At 62.9% G+C, this 17,879-nt stretch carries 16 protein-coding genes and 1 riboswitch; of the genes, 9 read left to right on the forward strand and 7 right to left on the reverse strand.

Annotated features, from left to right (window positions below; genetic code table 11):
• Window positions 1-142 precede the first annotated feature (142 nt).
• Entirely contained in the window at window positions 143-1,012 is an 870-nt protein-coding gene (locus HU736_RS06635) for a LysR substrate-binding domain-containing protein (protein ID WP_186699238.1), read from the forward strand.
• Window positions 1,013-1,051: 39 nt separating this feature from the next.
• Here the strand turns inward: HU736_RS06635 and tam are convergent, their stop codons facing one another.
• Window positions 1,052-1,828, reverse strand: coding sequence for a trans-aconitate 2-methyltransferase (tam, locus tag HU736_RS06640; protein WP_186699236.1), 777 nt, complete (start codon window positions 1,826-1,828; stop codon window positions 1,052-1,054).
• A gap of 124 nt (window positions 1,829-1,952) precedes the next feature.
• The gene (locus tag HU736_RS06645; protein WP_103437766.1) at window positions 1,953-3,368 is read right to left on the reverse strand and encodes an amino acid permease; all 1,416 of its coding nucleotides are present in this window, start codon (window positions 3,366-3,368) and stop codon (window positions 1,953-1,955) included.
• A 331-nt stretch (window positions 3,369-3,699) separates the two neighbouring features.
• On the opposite strand from HU736_RS06645, the gene HU736_RS06650 reads away from it, so the two are divergent.
• From HU736_RS06650 to HU736_RS06660, 3 genes are all read left to right on the forward strand, one after another.
• Window positions 3,700-5,124 carry an aminotransferase-like domain-containing protein gene (locus tag HU736_RS06650; protein ID WP_103437767.1) on the forward strand — a complete coding sequence of 475 codons (1,425 nt, stop codon included), beginning with the start codon at window positions 3,700-3,702 and terminating at the stop codon, window positions 5,122-5,124.
• 117 nt (window positions 5,125-5,241) lie between these two features.
• On the forward strand, window positions 5,242-5,991 hold the full coding sequence (locus tag HU736_RS06655; RefSeq protein WP_101320355.1) for a response regulator transcription factor: 750 nt from the start codon (window positions 5,242-5,244) through the stop codon (window positions 5,989-5,991).
• Between the two features lie 25 nt (window positions 5,992-6,016).
• The gene (locus HU736_RS06660) at window positions 6,017-7,354 is read left to right on the forward strand and encodes an ATP-binding protein (RefSeq protein WP_186699325.1); all 1,338 of its coding nucleotides are present in this window, start codon (window positions 6,017-6,019) and stop codon (window positions 7,352-7,354) included.
• A 53-nt stretch (window positions 7,355-7,407) separates the two neighbouring features.
• On the opposite strand, the gene HU736_RS06665 is transcribed toward HU736_RS06660, so the two are convergent.
• From HU736_RS06665 to HU736_RS06675, 3 genes are all read right to left on the reverse strand, one after another.
• Window positions 7,408-9,363, reverse strand: a complete 1,956-nt coding sequence (locus HU736_RS06665; protein WP_186699234.1) for a TonB-dependent receptor domain-containing protein — start codon at window positions 9,361-9,363, stop codon at window positions 7,408-7,410.
• Between the two features lie 162 nt (window positions 9,364-9,525).
• A complete protein-coding gene (gene tenA / locus HU736_RS06670; RefSeq protein WP_103437770.1) occupies window positions 9,526-10,185 on the reverse strand; it encodes a thiaminase II in 660 nt (219 codons plus the stop codon).
• A gap of 1 nt (window position 10,186) precedes the next feature.
• Window positions 10,187-10,834 (reverse strand): TenA family protein, encoded by a 648-nt coding sequence (locus tag HU736_RS06675; protein WP_103437771.1) that lies wholly within the window; start codon window positions 10,832-10,834, stop codon window positions 10,187-10,189.
• A 78-nt stretch (window positions 10,835-10,912) separates the two neighbouring features.
• Window positions 10,913-11,028, reverse strand: a riboswitch (TPP riboswitch).
• 130 nt (window positions 11,029-11,158) lie between these two features.
• Between HU736_RS06675 and HU736_RS06680 the strand changes: the two genes are divergently transcribed.
• The 5 genes from HU736_RS06680 (at window position 11,159) to HU736_RS06700 (ending at window position 15,753) form a co-directional block, all read left to right on the forward strand.
• A complete protein-coding gene (locus HU736_RS06680) occupies window positions 11,159-11,698 on the forward strand; it encodes a WYL domain-containing protein (protein WP_186699231.1) in 540 nt (179 codons plus the stop codon).
• Between the two features lie 182 nt (window positions 11,699-11,880).
• Window positions 11,881-12,483, forward strand: coding sequence for a hypothetical protein (locus tag HU736_RS06685; RefSeq protein WP_186699229.1), 603 nt, complete (start codon window positions 11,881-11,883; stop codon window positions 12,481-12,483).
• Complete coding sequence (locus HU736_RS06690; protein WP_103438862.1) at window positions 12,483-12,911, forward strand: phage holin family protein; 429 nt, start codon at window positions 12,483-12,485, stop codon at window positions 12,909-12,911. Before HU736_RS06685 ends, HU736_RS06690 begins: the two co-directional genes overlap by 1 nt.
• Window positions 12,908-13,669, forward strand: coding sequence for a DUF3618 domain-containing protein (locus tag HU736_RS06695; RefSeq protein ID WP_186699227.1), 762 nt, complete (start codon window positions 12,908-12,910; stop codon window positions 13,667-13,669). Before HU736_RS06690 ends, HU736_RS06695 begins: the two co-directional genes overlap by 4 nt.
• 131 nt (window positions 13,670-13,800) lie before the next feature.
• The gene (locus tag HU736_RS06700) at window positions 13,801-15,753 is read left to right on the forward strand and encodes an alkyl/aryl-sulfatase (RefSeq protein ID WP_186699225.1); all 1,953 of its coding nucleotides are present in this window, start codon (window positions 13,801-13,803) and stop codon (window positions 15,751-15,753) included.
• Here the strand turns inward: HU736_RS06700 and HU736_RS06705 are convergent.
• Window positions 15,750-16,490, reverse strand: a complete 741-nt coding sequence (locus tag HU736_RS06705; protein ID WP_186699223.1) for a hypothetical protein — start codon at window positions 16,488-16,490, stop codon at window positions 15,750-15,752. The genes HU736_RS06700 and HU736_RS06705 overlap by 4 nt on opposite strands.
• A 143-nt stretch (window positions 16,491-16,633) precedes the next feature.
• Window positions 16,634-17,875 (reverse strand): cytosine deaminase, encoded by a 1,242-nt coding sequence (gene codA / locus HU736_RS06710; RefSeq protein ID WP_186699220.1) that lies wholly within the window; start codon window positions 17,873-17,875, stop codon window positions 16,634-16,636.
• Window positions 17,876-17,879: the final 4 nt, after the last annotated feature.

Raw genomic sequence — 17,879 nt, forward strand, 5'->3', positions numbered from 1 at the left:
TGACCGCGCCGCTGCTATGGCCACCAGCGCGCTGCGTCTTGCTGCGCACTGGAGCTGTCGATCATAGAAACAGTTACTGACTGATAACAAAAATCGATTTATCGTATTTCACACATAAGCTCAGCTTGTAAGTGGAGGCGGTATGTCGGTGTCTCAGGCACAGCTCAAGGCGTTTCATGCGGTCGCTCAACACGGTAGCTTCACGCGCGCGGCGCAAAAACTGTTTCTCACTCAGCCAGCAGTGTCCGACCAGGTGCGCAAGCTCGAAGAGCGCTTTGGCGTGCTGCTGTTTCATCGCAACAAACGCTCGGTGCAACTGACCGACCTCGGCGAGCGACTGCTGGGCGTGACCCAGCGCCTGTTCGCCTGCGAAGCCGAAGCCGTCGAGTTGCTACAGGATTCGCGTGCATTGCACACCGGCCGCCTGGTGTTGGCGGTGGATGCGCCGGTGCATGTGTTGCCGCAGATCGCCCGCTTCTGCCAGCGTTACCCCGGCATTCAGGTCAAGATCGAGACTGGCAACACCGATGAATCACTGGCGCGCCTGTTCAGCTACCAGGCCGACCTCGCCCTGCTCGGCCGCGATGTCGATGACGAGCGCCTGTACTGCGTGCCAATGCGCCGCGACCCGATGGTGGCGTTCGTGTCGCACAACCACCCCTGGGCCAGTCGCGCCTCGATCAGCCTGGCTGATCTGGACGACACGCCGCTGGTGCTGCGTGAACCAGGCTCGGTGACGCGGCAGACGCTGGAGGAGGAAATGCACCGGGCAGGGCTGCGCATCCGCGCGGCAATTCAGGTCGAAGGCCGCGAAGCTGCGCGCGAGGCGGTGGTAGTGGGGATTGGCGTTGGCGTGGTGTCGGCTGCCGAGTTTGGCGCCGACGCTCGGGTATGTGCGCTGCCGATCGTGGACTGCAAGCGGCATTTGACTGAAACACTGGTCTGCCTCAGCGAGCAACGTACCCGCCGGGTGGTAGCGACCTTTTTGCAGCTGGTCCAGGAAGGGCTTTGAGCCCTGCCTGCCCTGCCTAAGCTGGCGCTGGTTTCGCAGTTAGCGAGTAGCAACCACAAACAAGCGCGGGAACGGCAGCAGCACCTTGCCGTCGCTGGACGGTGGGTAGTCATGCTCCATCGCCTGCAGATACAACTGCAGGAAGTCCGCCTGTTCTGCTTCGTTCAGACGATCCAGGTAAGGTCGCAGTGCCGAGCCTTTGAACCATTCAACCACCGCCTGCGCACCGCCGGCCAAGGGGTGATGGTAAGTCGTGCGCCAGACGTCGACGCGGCTGCACAGCGGGCTGAGCAAGTCGTAGTAGAACCCTGCGGTATGCCGCGGCGGCAGCGAGAAGTCAGCGAACTTGTCGGCCCATGGCCCGCGCTTGGCGATCTCGCGAATCTGTCGGTGGGCCGGTTCGTCGATGTTGTCCGGAGTCTGCACGGCAAGGCTGGCGCCTTCGCTGAGCTGGCGGACCAGGTGCGGATACAGCGTGGCGTGCTCAGGGAGCCATTGCAGCGAAGCGTTGGCGAGGATCAAGTCCTGTGGTTCGGCTGCTTGCCAGGTCGCGATGTCGGCAATCTTGCAGCTGACCCTCGGCACACTCAAACGCGGTCGTTTATTGGCCTTGTCGATCATGTCCGGATCACTATCGAGCGCTGTCACCTGAGCGTCCGGGCAGCGTTGCAACAACACTTCGGTGGAGTTGCCCGGCCCACAGCCAAGGTCGGTAGCGTGACGCACGGGACGCGGCGGCACCGCCGCCAGCAGATCGCGCACGGGGCGGCTGCGTTCGTCTTCAAACAGCGAATATTGGTTGGCAGACCAGGCCATGGGCGGCTCCTGTAGGCGGCTGAGCGCCTAGCATAAGCCATGTCGAGGGCTTCGCGGTGAGACCCGCACAAACAAACGCGGCCGGCCCCTTGCGGGAACCGGCCGACATCATACAGCGCGTTGTTTAGTGCAGTTTTTTCGCCGAACGGATCTGATGCACAACACCCATCGCCACCACCACACAGGCAGCAATACCGGTCGAAACCACCAGAATCTGGTAGTCAGGCATGAACGCCATGGTCACCAGCGCAGCAACGATAAACGCAATCACCAGGTAGGTCAGCCAAGGGAACAGCCACATCTGCAGGCGGATCTCCTTGCCTTCGGCAATCAACTTGCGGCGCATACGCAGCTGGGAGAAGGCGATCACCAGGTACACCAGCAAAGCGATCATGCCCGTGGTGTTCATCAAGGTGTCGAGCACGTCCTTGGGCCGCAGCGTCTCGCTGAAGTTGATCAGCGCGCACACCACTGCCACCGCGCACGAACCGACGATCGCGAACACCGGTACGCCAGTGCCGGCGCGGGTGATCTTGAAGAACGACGGCGCGTCGCCACGCTGAGCCAGCGAGAACAGCATGCGCGAGGCAGTGTAATGGCCCGAGATCAGGCAGCTGCTCACCGAGGTCAACACGACGAAGTTCATCAGCAGCTCGGCATATGGCACGCCCAGCAGTTCCAGCGTACGGCGATAAGCGCCATAGCCCGACTCACCCAGGTGCGGGTCATTCCACGGCACCAGGCAGACGATCAGGAAGATCGAGCCGACATAGAACAGGCACACCCGCCAGACCACCGAGTTGGTCGCCTTGACGATCTGCCCGGCCGGGTCTTTCGACTCGGAGGCAGCGATGGTCACGATCTCCGCACCGAGGAAGGCGAACATCACCCCAAGCAGCGCACCAATCACCGTGGTAAAGCCGTTCGGCATGAAGCCTTCGGCAGTCAGGTGAGTGATCCCGCGGACTTCACCGAACTGCCAGATATTCAACACCGCCGAGCCACACACGATCAGGAAGCAGACGATCGCGATCACCTTGATCAAGGCAAACCAGAACTCGAACTCGCCGTAGTGCTTGACGTTGAAGAAGTTGACCGTAATCAGCACCAGGGTCGTCGCCAGGACGAACACATTAGTGCTTACCCCTGGGAAGAAGCCGTGCAGGATCTTGCCCGCCACGTACGCTTCCCAGGCCATCAGGATGACCCAGTACCACCAGTACAACCAACCGATGGTGAAGCCCGCCCAACGGCCAATGGCGCGGTCAGCGTAGGTCGAGAACGAGCCGGTGTCTGGCGAAGACGTCGCCATTTCACCGAGCATGCGCATGATCAGCACCACCAGGATGCCGCCAGCCAGATAAGCCAGCACCGCAGCTGGGCCGGCGCTGTGAATGACACTGCCGGAGCCGACGAACAGTGCGCCGCCGATGACCCCGGCGATCGACATCATCGTCAGGTGGCGCGACTTGAGCGAAGCATTCAGCTTGCTCTCCGGCGCCCCTTTTTCGGATGCGGTAGTTGTAGATGTTGCGTCCATCAGTTGTGTCCCCGTGCTTCTTTTTATCTAAGGAATTGCGTGAAACCCCGATGGCAAGCGGTTTCACCTGTACATCGATACTGATGCGCGCAGGCGCTGTGCGAGGGCACGAGCAGGCCTTCCGTGGCGGCCTGTGGCTCGCTCGAGGCGGGCCTCGAACGAACTGAAACAAAAGGTGTCTGGCGATCTCAGACACCTAATGTAAAAATGTCGCGCTGATAGAGCCATGCACAGTGGCATGAAAGTCGCACTGCACTGTACAGGCCGCCCATGCAATACACCGCGCGACACCCGGCAGATGCCCCGCGTCTGCACACCTGAAGGCACACCCATGCTCGTACTACATCCAGACTCCGCCACCCCGCTGGTCAACCAGATCATCGACGGCTTGCGCGAGTTGATCGACAGCCAGGCGCTCAAACCCGGTGCCAAGGTCCCGTCGATCCGCGCCTTTGCCGCCACCTACTCGGTGAGCACCTTCACCGTGGTCGAAGCGTACGACCGCCTGGTTGCGCAAGGGCTGCTGGTCAGCCGCGGCAACACCGGCTTCTTCGTCAATCGTGCGGCCAGCGAGCAACTCGACAGACCGGCCCACGGCGCCGACAACAGCCGGCCGTCGTTCAATGCCGAGTGGTACCTGCAGCAGATTTTCGAAACCCGTCAGTTGCCGTTCAAACCCGGCTGTGGCTGGCTGCCCAACGACTGGATGTACGAAGATGGCCTGCGCCGTGGCATGCGTCAGGTCGCCGGTAGCCCGTTGGAGCTGTCCGGCTATGGCGAGCCGATGGGCCTGCCGGAGCTGCGCACGCTGACCGCGCAGAACCTGCAGCAAGAGCTGTCGATCGTGGTCAACCCGGCGCAGCTGATGCTCACCCACGGCGCCAGCCAGGCGCTGGACCTGGCGGTACGCACGCTGGTGCGCCCCGGTGACGTAGTGTTGGTCGACGACCCGGGCTACCCCAACCTGATGAGCATTCTGCGGTTTCAGGGCGCTACCCTGATCGGCGTGCCGCGCACCCCGGCCGGCTACGACCTCGATCGCCTGGAGCAACTGCTCAGCGAACACCGCCCAAGTGTCTTCTTCACCCAGCCGCACCTGCACAGCCCGACCTGCTCGCGTACGCCGTTGCCGCAACTGCACCGCTTGCTGCAGCTGGCCAGCCAGCATGGCTTCCGGCTGGTGGAAAACAACTTGTACGCCGACATGATCGCGGAGCCGCAGCCGTGCCTGGCCAGCCTCGATCACCTGCAGCAAGTCGTATACGTCGGCAGCTATTCAAAAAGCATTTCGCCGAACGTGCGGGTTGGTTACCTGTTCGCCAACCCGGAACTGATGCAGCAGTTGCTGCGGCTGAAAATGCGCTCTGGGCTGACCACCTCCCAAGTGATGGAACGGGTGGTCTACGCGGCGATCATCGATGGCCGCTGGCGCAAGCACCTCAAACGCCTGCGCCAGCGCCTGGCCGAAGCACACCAAGAAGTGGGCCGGCATTTGCACCGGCTGGGCTTCGAGCTGTTCACCGAATCGGACGAAGGCATGTACGTGTGGGCGCGCCACCGGGCCATCCCGGACAGCGCGGCCCTGCTGGATGACGCGCTGGAGCAAGGCATCATGCTCGGCCCCGGACAGTTGTTCATGGTCGACGCCCAGGCGACTGGGTGGATGCGCTTCAACGTCGCGTTCAGCACCGACCCGGCGATGTGGGAGCTGTTGGAGAAGATCCTGGTCAAGCAGGTGCGCCGCTCGGCCATCTAGTGCCAGCGACTGCAGGTGACGATACCCGCTGTGACAATCTGCCCACAGCGGGCAGTCACAAATGATAATGACTCGTAGTAATATTGCGCCCTGCCCCCACATCACGCGCGATAGCCAATGCCAGCTGAACAACCCACGCCCGCGCCGCGAGTGCTGGTGGTCGACGACCACCGCAAGATCCGCGACCCGCTGGCGACCTACCTGCGCCGCCATGGTTTCGAGGTGCGCACCGCCGCCGACGCGGCCGGACTCTGGCAATTGCTCAAGCAGCAGGCGTTCGACGTGGCCGTGCTCGACGTCATGCTGCCCGACGGCGATGGCTTCGAGCTGTGCCAGCAACTGCACCGGCGCTGCAACCTGCCGGTGATCCTGCTGACCGCCCGCGACACCACTGCAGACCGCATTCGCGGCCTCGACCTGGGCGCCGATGATTACCTGACCAAGCCGTTCGAGCCGCGTGAGCTGGTCGCGCGCCTGAACAGCGTGCTGCGCCGGCATCAGGCAACCCAAGCGCGACTCCACGCGGCGCCTGCTGCTACTCCCGCAGTTCGCCGCTATCGCTTCGCCGGTTGGCACTTCTGCGCCAGCAGCGCCTCGCTCAGCCGCGAAGGTGCCGAGTCAGTTCAGTTGAGCACCGCCGAGGGCAAGCTGCTGCAGGTGTTTCTGGCCCACCCGCATCGCAGCCTGACCCGGCAACGGCTGGTCGACCTGACGGCAGCGCACGACAGCGACATCAGCGAACGCGCCATCGACCGCCAGGTCAGCCGCCTGCGGCGCAAGCTCAGCCATGACGGGCAAACCGCCGAGCTGCTGCGCACCCTGTGGGGCAGCGGCTACTTGCTGGCCGCCGATGTCGAGCTTGAATAGCCTGCGCCGGCTGTGGCCGCAGCGCTTGCTGCACCAGTTACTGCTGCTGCTGTGCCTGGCGCTGCTGGCCTCGCACTTGATCGGCATCGTTCTGCTGCACCGCCACGGCAGCCTGCTTCATCCGCTGTCCCGGGCAGCCAGCCTGGAGCGCCTGGCAACTGCGTTCAACCTGGCACGCGACCTGCCCGCAGCGCAGGCCAACAGGATGCTGGCCAAGATGGCAAACCCGGAAACCCGCTTCTGGATCGCGGCAACCCCCGAGGTCAGTGCTTTCGCCGCTCGCTCTGAAGAACAGCGGCTGACCCGCGACCTGCGCCAGCGCCTGCAGCTATCCCCGCAACACTCGCTGATCGTGCAACTGGAGCGGGTCAACGGCACCGACGCCCGCGCTTATCCGTTCAGTCCTGGCGGTTGGGCGCCACTACGCTTGCGCAGCAGCCTGGCGCTGGGCAACGGCCAGTATCTGAATGCCGAGCAGCACCCCAGCGGAGCTTATCAGTGGGGCACTGTACTGGCTTACAGTTTGCCAATGACCACCCTGCCGGTCTTGCTGGTGATGATGTTCGGCTTTGCCCGCGTGCTGCGCCCGATCAAGGCCCTGGCCAAAGCCACCGAGCGGGTCAGCCGTGGTGAGTGGATTGCGCCGCTGCCGTTAACCGGCCCGCACGAAGCACGCGAGTTGACCCATGCTTTCAACACGATGCAGGCCAACCTGGCCCGGCATGTCGAAGGCCGCACCCGCTTGCTGGCAGCGATCAGCCATGACCTCAACACGCCGCTGACCGAATTGCGTTTGCAGGTTGAGCTGCTGGACCCCGGCGCCGCCCGCGACGACTTGCTGGAAAGCCTGGGCGAGCTGACGGCGATGGTCGGAGAAACTCTGGAGTTCGTGCGCGGCGATGCAGTGCAGGAGGCGACCTGTCAGTTGCGCCTGAACGACTTGCTTGACGAGCTGGACCGACGTTATCGCCTGCTTGGGCAACCGTTGACCTGGGATGTGCAGCAACAGGCCTGGCTAAGCTGCCGACCTTTGGCGCTCAAACGTGCCCTGACCAACCTGATCGACAACGCCTTGAAGCATGGCGGTGCGACCCACGTGACGCTCAGCCAGGCTGACGGCCAGGTGCGCCTGGAGATCACTGATCAAGGTCCGGGGCTGCCTGAGCAGTGGTTGGAAAAAGTCTTTGAACCCTTTGTCCAGCTCGGCCGCGGTGGTGCCGACGCCCGCAGCGGTGGCGGCCTCGGTCTGGGCTTGGCGATCGCCCGTGCCTGCATTCAGGCCCATGGCGGTGAACTGCTGTTGGAAAACCGCAAACCACGCGGGCTGTGCGCGCTGGTGCGGCTGCCGGTCGGCCAAGGCTGACAAGCGCAAACGCAAACCGGGCCGATGTACGGCCCCGTTTGCAACTGCTCTGATCAGAAGTTGTAGGTCGCGCCCATCCACAGCGTGCGGCCATAGTTCACCGTGCCGTAGGTCTCGTCGTCCAGACGCTTGTCGGTAATGTTGTTCAGCGAGGCATTCACAGTCAGCGCATGGGTCAGGTCATACGAGCCGCCGATGTCGGCAGTGGTGTAGCCGGGCGCCGATTCGGCAGTGATGGTGTTGCCTGTTTCTTCGCCGTAGTAGCTGAGCGCGGCCCAGGCTTGGGCACGGTCATTGACCTGCCATTCGCCGCGCAGGTTGGCTTTCTGTTTCGGCGTCAGGGCAAGCGGCGCACCGGCGTTGGCACCGGTCTTCTGCTCTGAGTCGGTGTAGCTGTAGTTGCCTTTGATCAGCAAGTCGGCGCGGATGTCCCACTGGCCGGTCAACTCGACACCACGGATAACAGCCTTGTCGACGTTGACCCGGTCCATGACGATGTAGCCGTTCCAGCGTCGGTCAGTGGTTACGGTCGAGAGCTTGTCCTGAAAGTCGTTGTAGAACAACGTCACGCCTGCCGACAGGTCATTGCGGTTGGACCACAGCGCCGACACTTCATAGTTGGTGCTGGTCTCGGGCTTGAGGTCAGGGTTGCCGAGCATGACGAACCGGTTGCGGCGCAGGTAGGCGTAGCCTTCAACCACGGCGCGCAGCTCAGGGGTCTTGAAGCCGCGGGCAACGCCGCCTTTGAGCGTCCACTGATCCGTCGCGCGCCAGACCCCATACAGGCGTGGGCTGAAGTGGTTGCCGTATTCTTCGTGGTTGTCCATCCGCAGCCCGCCGGTCAAGGCGAAGGTGTCGGTGACCGACCATTCGTTTTCGGCAAACAGCGCTTTTTGCTGGACCGAGAACTCGTAATCAACCTTGTCACCCAAGCCCTGGTTCCAGTCGGTAACCTGGTTTTTCTGCCATTGCAGGCCAACCGTGCTGACGTTGTAGGTGGTCGGCACGACCAACTTGGCGTCGAGCACGCGGTTGCGGATTTCAGGCTTGCGCCCGTAGATGTCGGTCTGGTCTGGCGTCGCCTTGCCTTCGCGGCTGGTGGTTTCCTGATAGAGAGCGACGTCAGAGGTAGCCCAGCCCCAGCGACCCTGGTGCGACAACGACCAATGATCACGGTTGTTCTCTTGCTCGCGGGTGGCCCAGTTGGCACTGACGCCATCACCGTTTTTCAGGCGCGTAACGCCGGCTTCGAGGAGGATGTCGTGGTCGATAGTGGGCGTGAAGGCCAGGCGGGTGGTCAGGTCGCGGTGATCGGCCTTGCTGTGGCCGTTGGTCTGTTCCAGGTCAGCATCGGCCTGGCGGTCCAGGTAGCGGCCCCAAACCTGAAGGCCAAGCAGGTCTTCCTTGAGCGGACCGCTCAAGTAGAAAGTGGTTTGCCCGGCGTCGCCCTCTGCGCTGTGCTGACGCGCCGAATAGTCGTAACCGATCGAGCCGCCCCACTCGAGCGAGACCTTGCGGGTAATGACGTTGATTACCCCCCCGATAGCGTCCGAGCCATACAGCGACGACATCGGCCCGCGCACCACTTCAATCCGCTCGATAGCGGCTGCTGGCGGAACAAAGCTCTGCTCGTAACCGGCGTTGCCGTTGACTCTTGATTCACGGGCGCTCTGGCGTTTGCCATCGACCAGAATCAAGGTGTAGTCGCCCGGCATGCCGCGCATCGAGATGTCGCTTTCGTTGGCGCCGCCGTTGACGGTAACACCCTCGACATCACGCACTGCGTCACCGAGGTCGCGGTACGACTTGCGACGCAGGTCTTCGCCGTCGATGACGGTGATCGACGCGGGCGCGTCCTCAACCCGCTGCTCGAAGCCCGAGGCAGTCACAACCACTTCTTCAAGGGTCAATGGGACGGGTTCTGGAGGGTTTGTCTGCGCGTGCGCGGCACCCGCCAGAAGTACGGCCAACGTGGAGGAACGGCTGAAAATACGACGTGGTGCGCGCATGCAAGGGACCTGTGGATTCCACTGTAAAAGAGAATCCTAATCAGATGCATTGGCGCAAATGGGACAAAGTGTGACAGCCGCTGTCGACGACCGCGACGCCAAAGGCAGCATCGAGGTACCACAGCTATGGCTGCAGGCACCTCAAGCACGCTGACCAGCCGATCATTCGGCAGCCTGCAATCCCATCTGCCAGAAGTCCGCCTCAAGCCGTGAGGCCTGGGCAAAGATCGCCGCCAGCTCGGTGAAACGTGACTCGGTCATGCTCCGCGCGGCCAGCTCGTCCAAGTGCTTGCGGGCAGACGCCGCCACGTCTTGATAGGCCTCACCGGCATACTCGCCGATCCATTCGCGGTACGGATGCTCGTTCAGATCACCAATTGCGCCGGCCAGGCGCTGGCCGATTTCGGCGTAGCCGATCACGCACGGCGCCAGCGCAACGTGCAGTTCAAGCAGGTCGCCGGCGGCGCCGCAGTCAAGCACATAGCGGGTATAGGCCACGGTCGCCTGATGCTCGGGGGCAGCTTGAATGTCGGCTTGCGACAAGCCCCAGCGGGCGCACAGGCGCAGGTGCAGTTCAGTCTCGTCAAGAATCGCCGCAAGCCCGGCCTGCGCGGCGCGGATGTCACTTGGCAGGCGGCTCTTGTAGGCGGCCAGCGCCCAGGCGCGGGCGAACTGGATCAGGAACAGATAGTCCTGCACCAGATACTCGCGAAACGCCGCCTGACTGAGGGTGCCCGTCTGCATCTGCTGCAGGAAGTCATGCTCGACGTAGCTCGCCCATTGCAGCGCAGCGGCGGCCTTGAGCCGATCAAAAATATCCATGTCAGGCCTCGCCATCGTATACGGCATCGAAGAAGGCCAGTTCCAGCGCGACGGTGCGCAGGTAATAGTCGCGGCTGAGCTCGGCCTCCTTTGGCCCGACGCGGTCCAGTTCGGCTTGCAGGAACGCGACAAAATCCTCGAAGAACGGGTTGTCATGCAAGGTGATCCACTCAGCGTGGACGAAATGCTCGGGCAGTGGCTGCGGCGCCTTCTGCGCCCAGTCCAGGTACAACCCCTCGGCCACATTTAGCACCGCCAGCGCTGCCGCATAGGAGCGGCTTGCCGCCGCCTCGGCCATGACCGCCTTGAAGCCTGCAGTAGGCGCACTGTCGGCAGGCTCGTCGCGCTGCGCCGGGCTTACACCGAGGGCCTCGAATGCACGCAGGAAATAGGTATTTTCGTCACTCGAGATCATCCCGGCAAAACGGCCCAGACGCAGGCGCGCTTCAAAGGTATCGGCTGTGGCAATAGCCGCACCGAGCAGGGTCAGGAAGCTGTCGAGAAAGCGATGGTCCTGAACCAGGTAACGGACCATGACCGGATCCGCCAGGGAACCATCACATAGCTGCCGCACGAAGCGGTGGCCAACGGCAGCCGACCAGGTAGGTTCGCTCTGCTCACGCAAATAATGGGTAAAACGTTCGCTCATGCTGCTGTCCTCTGGGAGGTGGCAGCGAGGCCAGGCGGGTGATGCATGGTGCGGCCTCGCAGTGAGGCCGGCGCAAAGGCAGGTCGGCTGTCCCATCCCTTCGCCGGCATGATCCGGATCAGGTGTTAAGGGTCACCGCGCTGCATCTCGCCAGCGGTTTCTCAGCCCGTCTCCGGGCTCCCCTTGGTAGCGCTCAGGTATACCGCAGTCGCAGGTCGGTTGTCACGGCACATTGGCTGCACGCCCCGCAACAGGTATGCTTGGCGAACATAGCCAATTGCTATCATTAAAGCCGTGCAGTGATCGCGCGCCAAGGAACCCGCTTTGCCCAGCAACCCCACGCGCCAGACCATCGCCCGCCAGTGGCAGCTGCTTAAATTGCTGCCTGACCGCCACCCGGGCATGAGTTCCAATCAGTTGCAGCAGGCCCTGCACCAGGTCGGCCATGGCACCAGCAAGCGCACGGTGGAACGTGATCTGAACGAGCTGACCGAGCTGTTTCCGGTGCGCTGCAACAGCAAGGGCACCCCGTATGGCTGGTACTGGCAGGCCGAGATCAGCACCGAGCTGCTGCAGCCGCCGCAGCCCAGCGATCGTGGCATGGCGCAACCGATCACCTTGCGTGCCTGGGTGACGCCGGGGCTGGCGCGGCAGTTGGCGGCGCAGCCGCTGTCGGACGACATGTTGCTGGAGCCGCTTGCCGAAGGCGACGCCAGGTTGGTGGCCACGGTTGCCTATGACCACGCCCTCATCAGCTGGCTGCTGGCACATGCCGGCTCGATCAAGGTCACTGCACCTGACAGCGTGCGTGAGGCCCTGCTCGAACGGCTGCGTCAAGCGCTGCTGTTGCACGACAGCGACTGAACCAGCGTCAAAATCTGTGCGCAAATTACCTCGATCTGCGATAAACGCCGCACAAATCATTGGCGCGAGCGCTAAACGTCACCGATCAAGTTGAATGAACTCCCTGCTATTCGACCGCGTCCCCCGAATGAACGAAAACAATCCGGCCTGTGCCGGGGCTTTCATCATCGAGGGAAACGACCATGGACAAGACCGACCACAGCGCCTCATCGCCACCCGATAATAATCAGGATCACCTGCACACAATCGCCGACGAGGCTGGTGCCCTGCTCGGCGAGGCGAAGACGCAAGGTGCCGAGCAATTCGAGCACTACCGCGACACAGCTGCCGACCAGTTGGACTCGCTCCAGGAGGGTGCTCGTTCGGCGGCATCTGCGCTGAGAGACAACGACACGCTGGGTATCTCGCATTACCTCGGCCAGGCCGCGGAATGCATCGGCACCTTTGCCGAGCAGATCCGCCACGAGAGCGCCGAGGATCTGCTGCACAAAGGCACGCGGCTGGCACGCGACAACCCCGGGCTGTTCCTCGCCGGCAGTGTTGCCGTCGGCTTTGCCTTGTCGCGGTTCCTGCGCGCCAGCGGCCACCATGACACCACTTCGCCAACGCCCGCCCCCGCCTATGGCAGCAACGAGCCCTACCACAGCACCCCGCCCACCCCGGATCGCGCCAGCGATGTTTCCACGCACAAGCCCTACACCCCGGTCGACCCGATCGGCGTCGGTGCCGGTACCCCTGTGACCGCCAGCGCTCAGCAACGTGACCCGCTTGAAGGAGCCGAATGATGAACAACGACTCGCTCCACACCCCGCCTCCGGTGCAACCGGCCAGCGAAGATCCAGTCGGCATCGGCGGCCTGCTGCGCCAACTGATGCGTGAAGTGCCCGAGCTGTTCAGCAAAGAGCTGGCGTTGGCCAAAGCCGAGCTGACGCACAACCTCAACACCCTGAAGGCTGGCACTGCGGCAGTTGCCGCTGGCGCCATTGTGCTGCTGGCAGGCTTCATCATCCTGCTGCTGGCGGCGGTCTACGCGCTGGCAATGGTGGTTGAGCCATGGTTGGCGGCACTGATCGTCGGTGCGATCACGGTGATCATCGGCTTCATCATGCTCCAGTCGGGCAAGAAGCAGTTCGAGCCCGACCATCTAATGCCTGACCGCACCCTGCATGCCATGCAACAGGACAAGGACACGCTGAAGAGGAAACTGCCATGAGCACTTCTTTCGAACATGAAGCAGACAAAGACCCGGACCTGCTCGAGCAGGAGATAAACGCCAAGCGTGAGCACATCAGTGACCTGGTCGATGCTCTGGAACAGCGCCTGAGCCCCGGCCAATTGATGGATCAGGTGCTGGCGTACGGCAAGGGTAATGGCGGCGAGTTCTTTCATAATCTGGGCACCACGTTGAAGAACAACCCTGTACCAGCGACCCTGACCGCAGTGGGCATGGCTTGGCTGGCGATGAACCAGAACCGGCCGTTCAGCCCAGGGCCTGCACACACCGGGCCGGGCCTGGGGGATAAGCTGGGCGAGGCTGTCGGTGCGGTCAAAGGCGCGTTCGGACACGCTGGCGATGCCCTCCACGATGCCAAGCATACCGTGCAAGCCAAGGCACATGATCTGCGCGATTCGGTCGGTGGTTCAGCCGCCAGCGTCCGCGACACGGCGCATCAGATGGGCGATCAAGCCACCGCTCTTAAGAACCAGTTCGACCATCTACTCAAGGAGCAACCGTTGGTAATGGCTGCACTGGGCATCGCCCTGGGCGCTGCGTTGGGCGCGGTGCTGCCGACTACGCGCAAGGAGGACCAGTTGATGGGCGAGCACAGCGACCGCTTGACCGACACGCTCAAGGCCAAGGGTGAGCAGGTCAAGGGAACTGTGACACAGACGGTGAAGGACAATACTGCGCCGGATCGGCACGAGCCTGCGCAGACTGACTTGTCGTCGGGGTTGGGTTTCCAGCGCTGAACAACACGCCGCTTGGTTCTAGGGCTGCTCAGCAGCCCTAAAACTCACAGCCAGAGCGTTACCACCTGCCCAAACCTCCATGCCATAGGCTACTGTTCCCCCTTGCGCATCGTCCAAGCCAAGGAATACCTATGCCGCATCGCCTGTTACTGCCGCTATTGCTGCTGTGCCCGCTCGCCTCTGCCGCCGATGCACCGCAAAAAGACGCCACCAGCTTCACCCGCCAAAGCAATCAACAATGGCTGCAGCGCCTCCCCTTCAACGACCGCGCCGATTTCGACGCCGCTCAGCGCGGCTTGATCGAGCGCTTCGATGGCCGCATCGACAATGCCGACAGCCAACCGGTGTGGGACCTGCAGCGCTACGCCTTCATCAACGGTGAAGCGCCTGCCACCATCAACCCAAGCCTGTGGCGCCAAGCCCAACTGAACGCCATCGCTGGCTTGTTCCAGGTCACCGAGGGCATCTATCAGGTACGTGGCCTGGACCTCGCCAACATGACCCTGGTCGAAGGCGACAGCGGCCTGATCGTGATCGACCCACTGCATTCAGTAGAAACCGCCCGCGCTGCCATGGAGCTGTACTTCAAGCATCGCCCGCGCAAGCCTGTGCTGGCAGTGATCTACAGCAACCCCCAGGTGAGCAGCTATGGTGGCGTGCGCGGTGTGGTCGACCCCGCCGAGGTCAAGGCCGGCAGGGTTCAGGTGCTGGCACCGCGCGGTTTCTATGCGCAGGCCATCAGCGAGAACGTGCTGGCGGGCCCAGCGATGCAGCGCCGCGCCGAATACCTGTATGGCAACGCCCTGCCCCGCGGGCCGCGCGGTCAGGTCGATGCAGGCCTGGGCAAAGATATATCCAGCAACGCCACGATCAGCCTGATCGCCCCCACGCGGGAGATAAGCAAAGCGGTCGAGACCGTGCGCATTGATGGTATCGACATCGAATTCCAGCTCACCTCAGGCCAGGACGCGCCGGCACAGATGAACCTCTGGCTGCCGCGCTTCAAGGCGCTGGTCATGGGCGAGAACGTCGCCCACAGTCAACTGAGCCTGCTCGACCTGCGTGGCGCGCCGGTGCGCGATGCCAGAAGCTGGTCGCGCTACCTCGACCAGGCCTTGGTGCGTTACGGTGAGCGGGCCGAGATCGTCCTCGGCCAGCATCACTGGCCAACCTGGAGCGGCGCGGCAGTGCGCGAGTACCTGGCCGACCAGCGTGACCTATACGCCTATATCGATGGCCAGACGCTACGCCTGATCAATCAGGGCCTGACCCCGGACGCAATTGCCGCGCAACTCGCCACGCTGCCCCCGCGCCTGGCCAAGCGCTGGTACAGCCGCGATTACTACGGCTCGCTCAGCCTCAACGTGCGCGCGGTGTATCAACGCTACATGGGAAGCTACGACGGCAACCCCGCTACCCTCGACCCACTGCCACCGACCGACACCGGCCGGCGCTATGTCGAAGCCATGGGCGGCGCCAACCAGGTGCTGAGCCTTGCGCGCAAAGCATTTGCTTCAGGTGATTACCGCTGGGTCGCCGAGCTGACTCGGCAATTGATCTACGCCCAGCCCGGTAACAGCGCAGCACGTCAGCTGCAGGCCGATGCGTTCGAGCAACTCGGCTACCAGAGCGAGAACGCCCCCTGGCGCAATGCGTACCTGACTGGCGCCCAGGAGCTGCGCGACGGTGTTGCCGCAAGCCCTGCCCCCGGCAATGTCGATGACATGGTGCGGGCCCTGGCAGCGCCTCTGTTCTTCGATCTGCTCAGCGTGCGCCTCGATGCGCAAAAGGCAGCCGAGCAGGAACTGACCATCAACTGGCGCTTCACTGACCTGGGTGAAGATTATGCGCTGACCGTGCGCAACGGCGTGCTGACCCACCGCGACCGCACGCGCCACCGCCGTGCGGATGTCGAGGTCAGCATGAAAAAAGCCACACTCGATCGTATCGCCTTGAAGCAGACCGGCTTCGTCAAGGAGGTCACAGTGGGCGATATCAGCATCACCGGCGAGCGGATCAAGTTCCTGCGCCTGATGTCCGGGCTGGAAGATCCGCAGGGGCGCTTTGAGCTGGTCGCGCCTTAAGCCCGGCGCTGGGCCGTAGCCTGCTGGCTGCGGCTCAGGCATGCGTAGCCAAGGCCCAATACACCGATCGCCAGTGCACCGAGCAAGGCCAGCAGCAGTTGGCTGTAGCTGGCAATGGTGGCTGGCAGGCCGACGAACTCGCGGTAAGCGAGAATCTGCGCCTCGCCGTCAGCGTGGCGAATGCTCAGGCCGCCCTGTCGGATCTGCGAGTAATCCGAATCGAAGTACACCCATACCTTGCAGTCTTCGCGCCCGCCGATGGTGGCGATGTCGATCAGGTTGGTTGCCGCCTGTGGGATGATGTCGTTGCCGTCATCGTCGCGCACCTGCACCAGGCCCTTGGCCGGCAAGCGAATCTGGACGTTCTTGAGTGGCGCTTCGCGGGTGTTCTTCAGCTCTATTACCAAGCCGGTACGATGGTCGACCAGGCCTGCCTCGAACGGCTTGGCAAACAACGCCACATACGGCGCCTGGGCCGCGTCCACCAGCTTGTCGACCTGCTGATTGCTCAACTGGCCCTGGCTGATATCGCTTATCTGCCCGTGCAAGCGCTCGTAGCGCAGCATGTCGTTGGCCGTGCTGATGCGCTCGCTGAACTGGCTTGGGTAGGTCAGGTAGGAGTAGGTAAGCCGCGCTTCCAGGGCTGGGTCCTGCTTGAATGCCAGATACACGCCGCCTGCACAGGCACCAGCGACCAGCAGGCCAACGAGGGCTTTACCGACTTTTTCCCAACTCACCTGGGCGTTTCCTTATATCGCTGTAGGGGCGATGCAAAATCGCCGGCCAAGCGTGCCACTGATCGCGCTCAGGGGCAAATGCGAATTAGACCGATCGCCAGCCATCGCCCACGCAGATAAGCCTGCCCGGGCGATGGTCTGGATCAAGCCAGGCGCTGCACCTGGGCCGGGGTGCGGCGCATCAGCACCTTGCCATTGCGCACTGAAACCAGTGCGTAACCCTGGCTGCGGACCATCTCGTAATCATCCGGCGCCGACAGCACCAGCAGATTCGCTGGCCGTCCGACCTCCAGCCCATAGCGCTCGCCAAGATTGAGGGTGCGCGCGCTGTTGTCGGTGATCAGGTCGAGCGAGCGCTGCAGGTCTTCGTAGCCGAGCATGTGGCAGATGTGCAAGCCGGCCTCGAGAATGCGCAGAATGTTGCCATTGCCCAGTGGGTACCAGGGGTCGACGATCGAGTCCTGGCCAAAGCACACGTTCATCCCGGCGCGGTCGATTTCGGCGACGCGGGTCAGGCCACGGCGTTTGGGGTAGGTGTCGAACCGGCCCTGCAGGTGGATGCTCTCGGTCGGGCAGGAAACAAAGTTGATGCCCGACATTTTCAGCAAGCGGAACAGCTTCGAGCAGTACGCGTTGTCATACGAACCCATTGCCGTGGTGTGGCTGGCGGTAACCCGCGCACCCATGCCGCGCACCCGCGCCTCCTCGGCCAGCACTTCGAGGAAGCGCGACTGCGGGTCGTCGGTCTCGTCACAATGTACATCGACCAGGCAACCGCTGCGCTCGGCCAGGTCCATTAGAAACTTGATCGACGACACGCCCTGATCACGGGTGTTCTCGAAGTGCGGGATACCGCCCACCACATCCGCGCCCATCGCTACCGCCTCGGTCATCAAGGCGCGACCATTGGCGTACGACTCGATGCCCTCCTGCGGAAACGCGACAATCTGCAGGTCGATCAGGTGGCGCATTTCTTCGCGGACTTCAATCATCGCCTTGAGTGCGGTCAGCTTGGGATCGGTGACGTCGACATGGGTACGGACATGCTGGATGCCGTGATCGACCAGCATGCCGATGGTCTTGCTGGCGCGGGTCTTGGTGTCTTCATGGGTATTGAGCTCTTTGCGCTCGGCCCAGCGCTCGATGCCCTCGAACAAGGTACCGCTCATGTTCCAGTTGGGCTCGCCAGCGGTGAGGGTGGCATCGAGGTGAATATGCGGCTCGATAAAGGGCGGCACCACCAGGTTGTGCTCGGCGTCGATATCACTGGCGTTATTCAGCGCCAGCGACCCGGTCTGCACCTGGATCGCAGCGATGCGCTCGCCTTCGAGTTCGATGCGAAACAGCCCGTCCTTGCCACGCAGGCGTGCATTGATGATGTTCATGGTT

This window comes from Pseudomonas shirazensis, from assembly GCF_014268785.2.
Lineage (GTDB): Bacteria > Pseudomonadota > Gammaproteobacteria > Pseudomonadales > Pseudomonadaceae > Aquipseudomonas > Aquipseudomonas shirazensis.

What these genes read in the sequence shown, in the direction of transcription:
- HU736_RS06690 (WP_103438862.1), top strand. Translation starts at nt 12,483, where the DNA reads ATGAACAACGACTCGCTCCACACCCCGCCTCCGGTGCAACCGGCCAGC.
- tenA (WP_103437770.1), bottom strand. Translation starts at nt 10,185, where the DNA reads ATGGATATTTTTGATCGGCTCAAGGCCGCCGCTGCGCTGCAATGGGCG.
- HU736_RS06655 (WP_101320355.1), top strand. Translation starts at nt 5,242, where the DNA reads ATGCCAGCTGAACAACCCACGCCCGCGCCGCGAGTGCTGGTGGTCGAC.
- HU736_RS06695 (WP_186699227.1), top strand. Translation starts at nt 12,908, where the DNA reads ATGAGCACTTCTTTCGAACATGAAGCAGACAAAGACCCGGACCTGCTC.
- HU736_RS06675 (WP_103437771.1), bottom strand. Translation starts at nt 10,834, where the DNA reads ATGAGCGAACGTTTTACCCATTATTTGCGTGAGCAGAGCGAACCTACC.
- HU736_RS06645 (WP_103437766.1), bottom strand. Translation starts at nt 3,368, where the DNA reads ATGGACGCAACATCTACAACTACCGCATCCGAAAAAGGGGCGCCGGAG.
- tam (WP_186699236.1), bottom strand. Translation starts at nt 1,828, where the DNA reads ATGGCCTGGTCTGCCAACCAATATTCGCTGTTTGAAGACGAACGCAGC.
- HU736_RS06665 (WP_186699234.1), bottom strand. Translation starts at nt 9,363, where the DNA reads ATGCGCGCACCACGTCGTATTTTCAGCCGTTCCTCCACGTTGGCCGTA.
- HU736_RS06635 (WP_186699238.1), top strand. Translation starts at nt 143, where the DNA reads ATGTCGGTGTCTCAGGCACAGCTCAAGGCGTTTCATGCGGTCGCTCAA.
- HU736_RS06700 (WP_186699225.1), top strand. Translation starts at nt 13,801, where the DNA reads ATGCCGCATCGCCTGTTACTGCCGCTATTGCTGCTGTGCCCGCTCGCC.
- HU736_RS06685 (WP_186699229.1), top strand. Translation starts at nt 11,881, where the DNA reads ATGGACAAGACCGACCACAGCGCCTCATCGCCACCCGATAATAATCAG.
- HU736_RS06650 (WP_103437767.1), top strand. Translation starts at nt 3,700, where the DNA reads ATGCTCGTACTACATCCAGACTCCGCCACCCCGCTGGTCAACCAGATC.
- codA (WP_186699220.1), bottom strand. Translation starts at nt 17,875, where the DNA reads ATGAACATCATCAATGCACGCCTGCGTGGCAAGGACGGGCTGTTTCGC.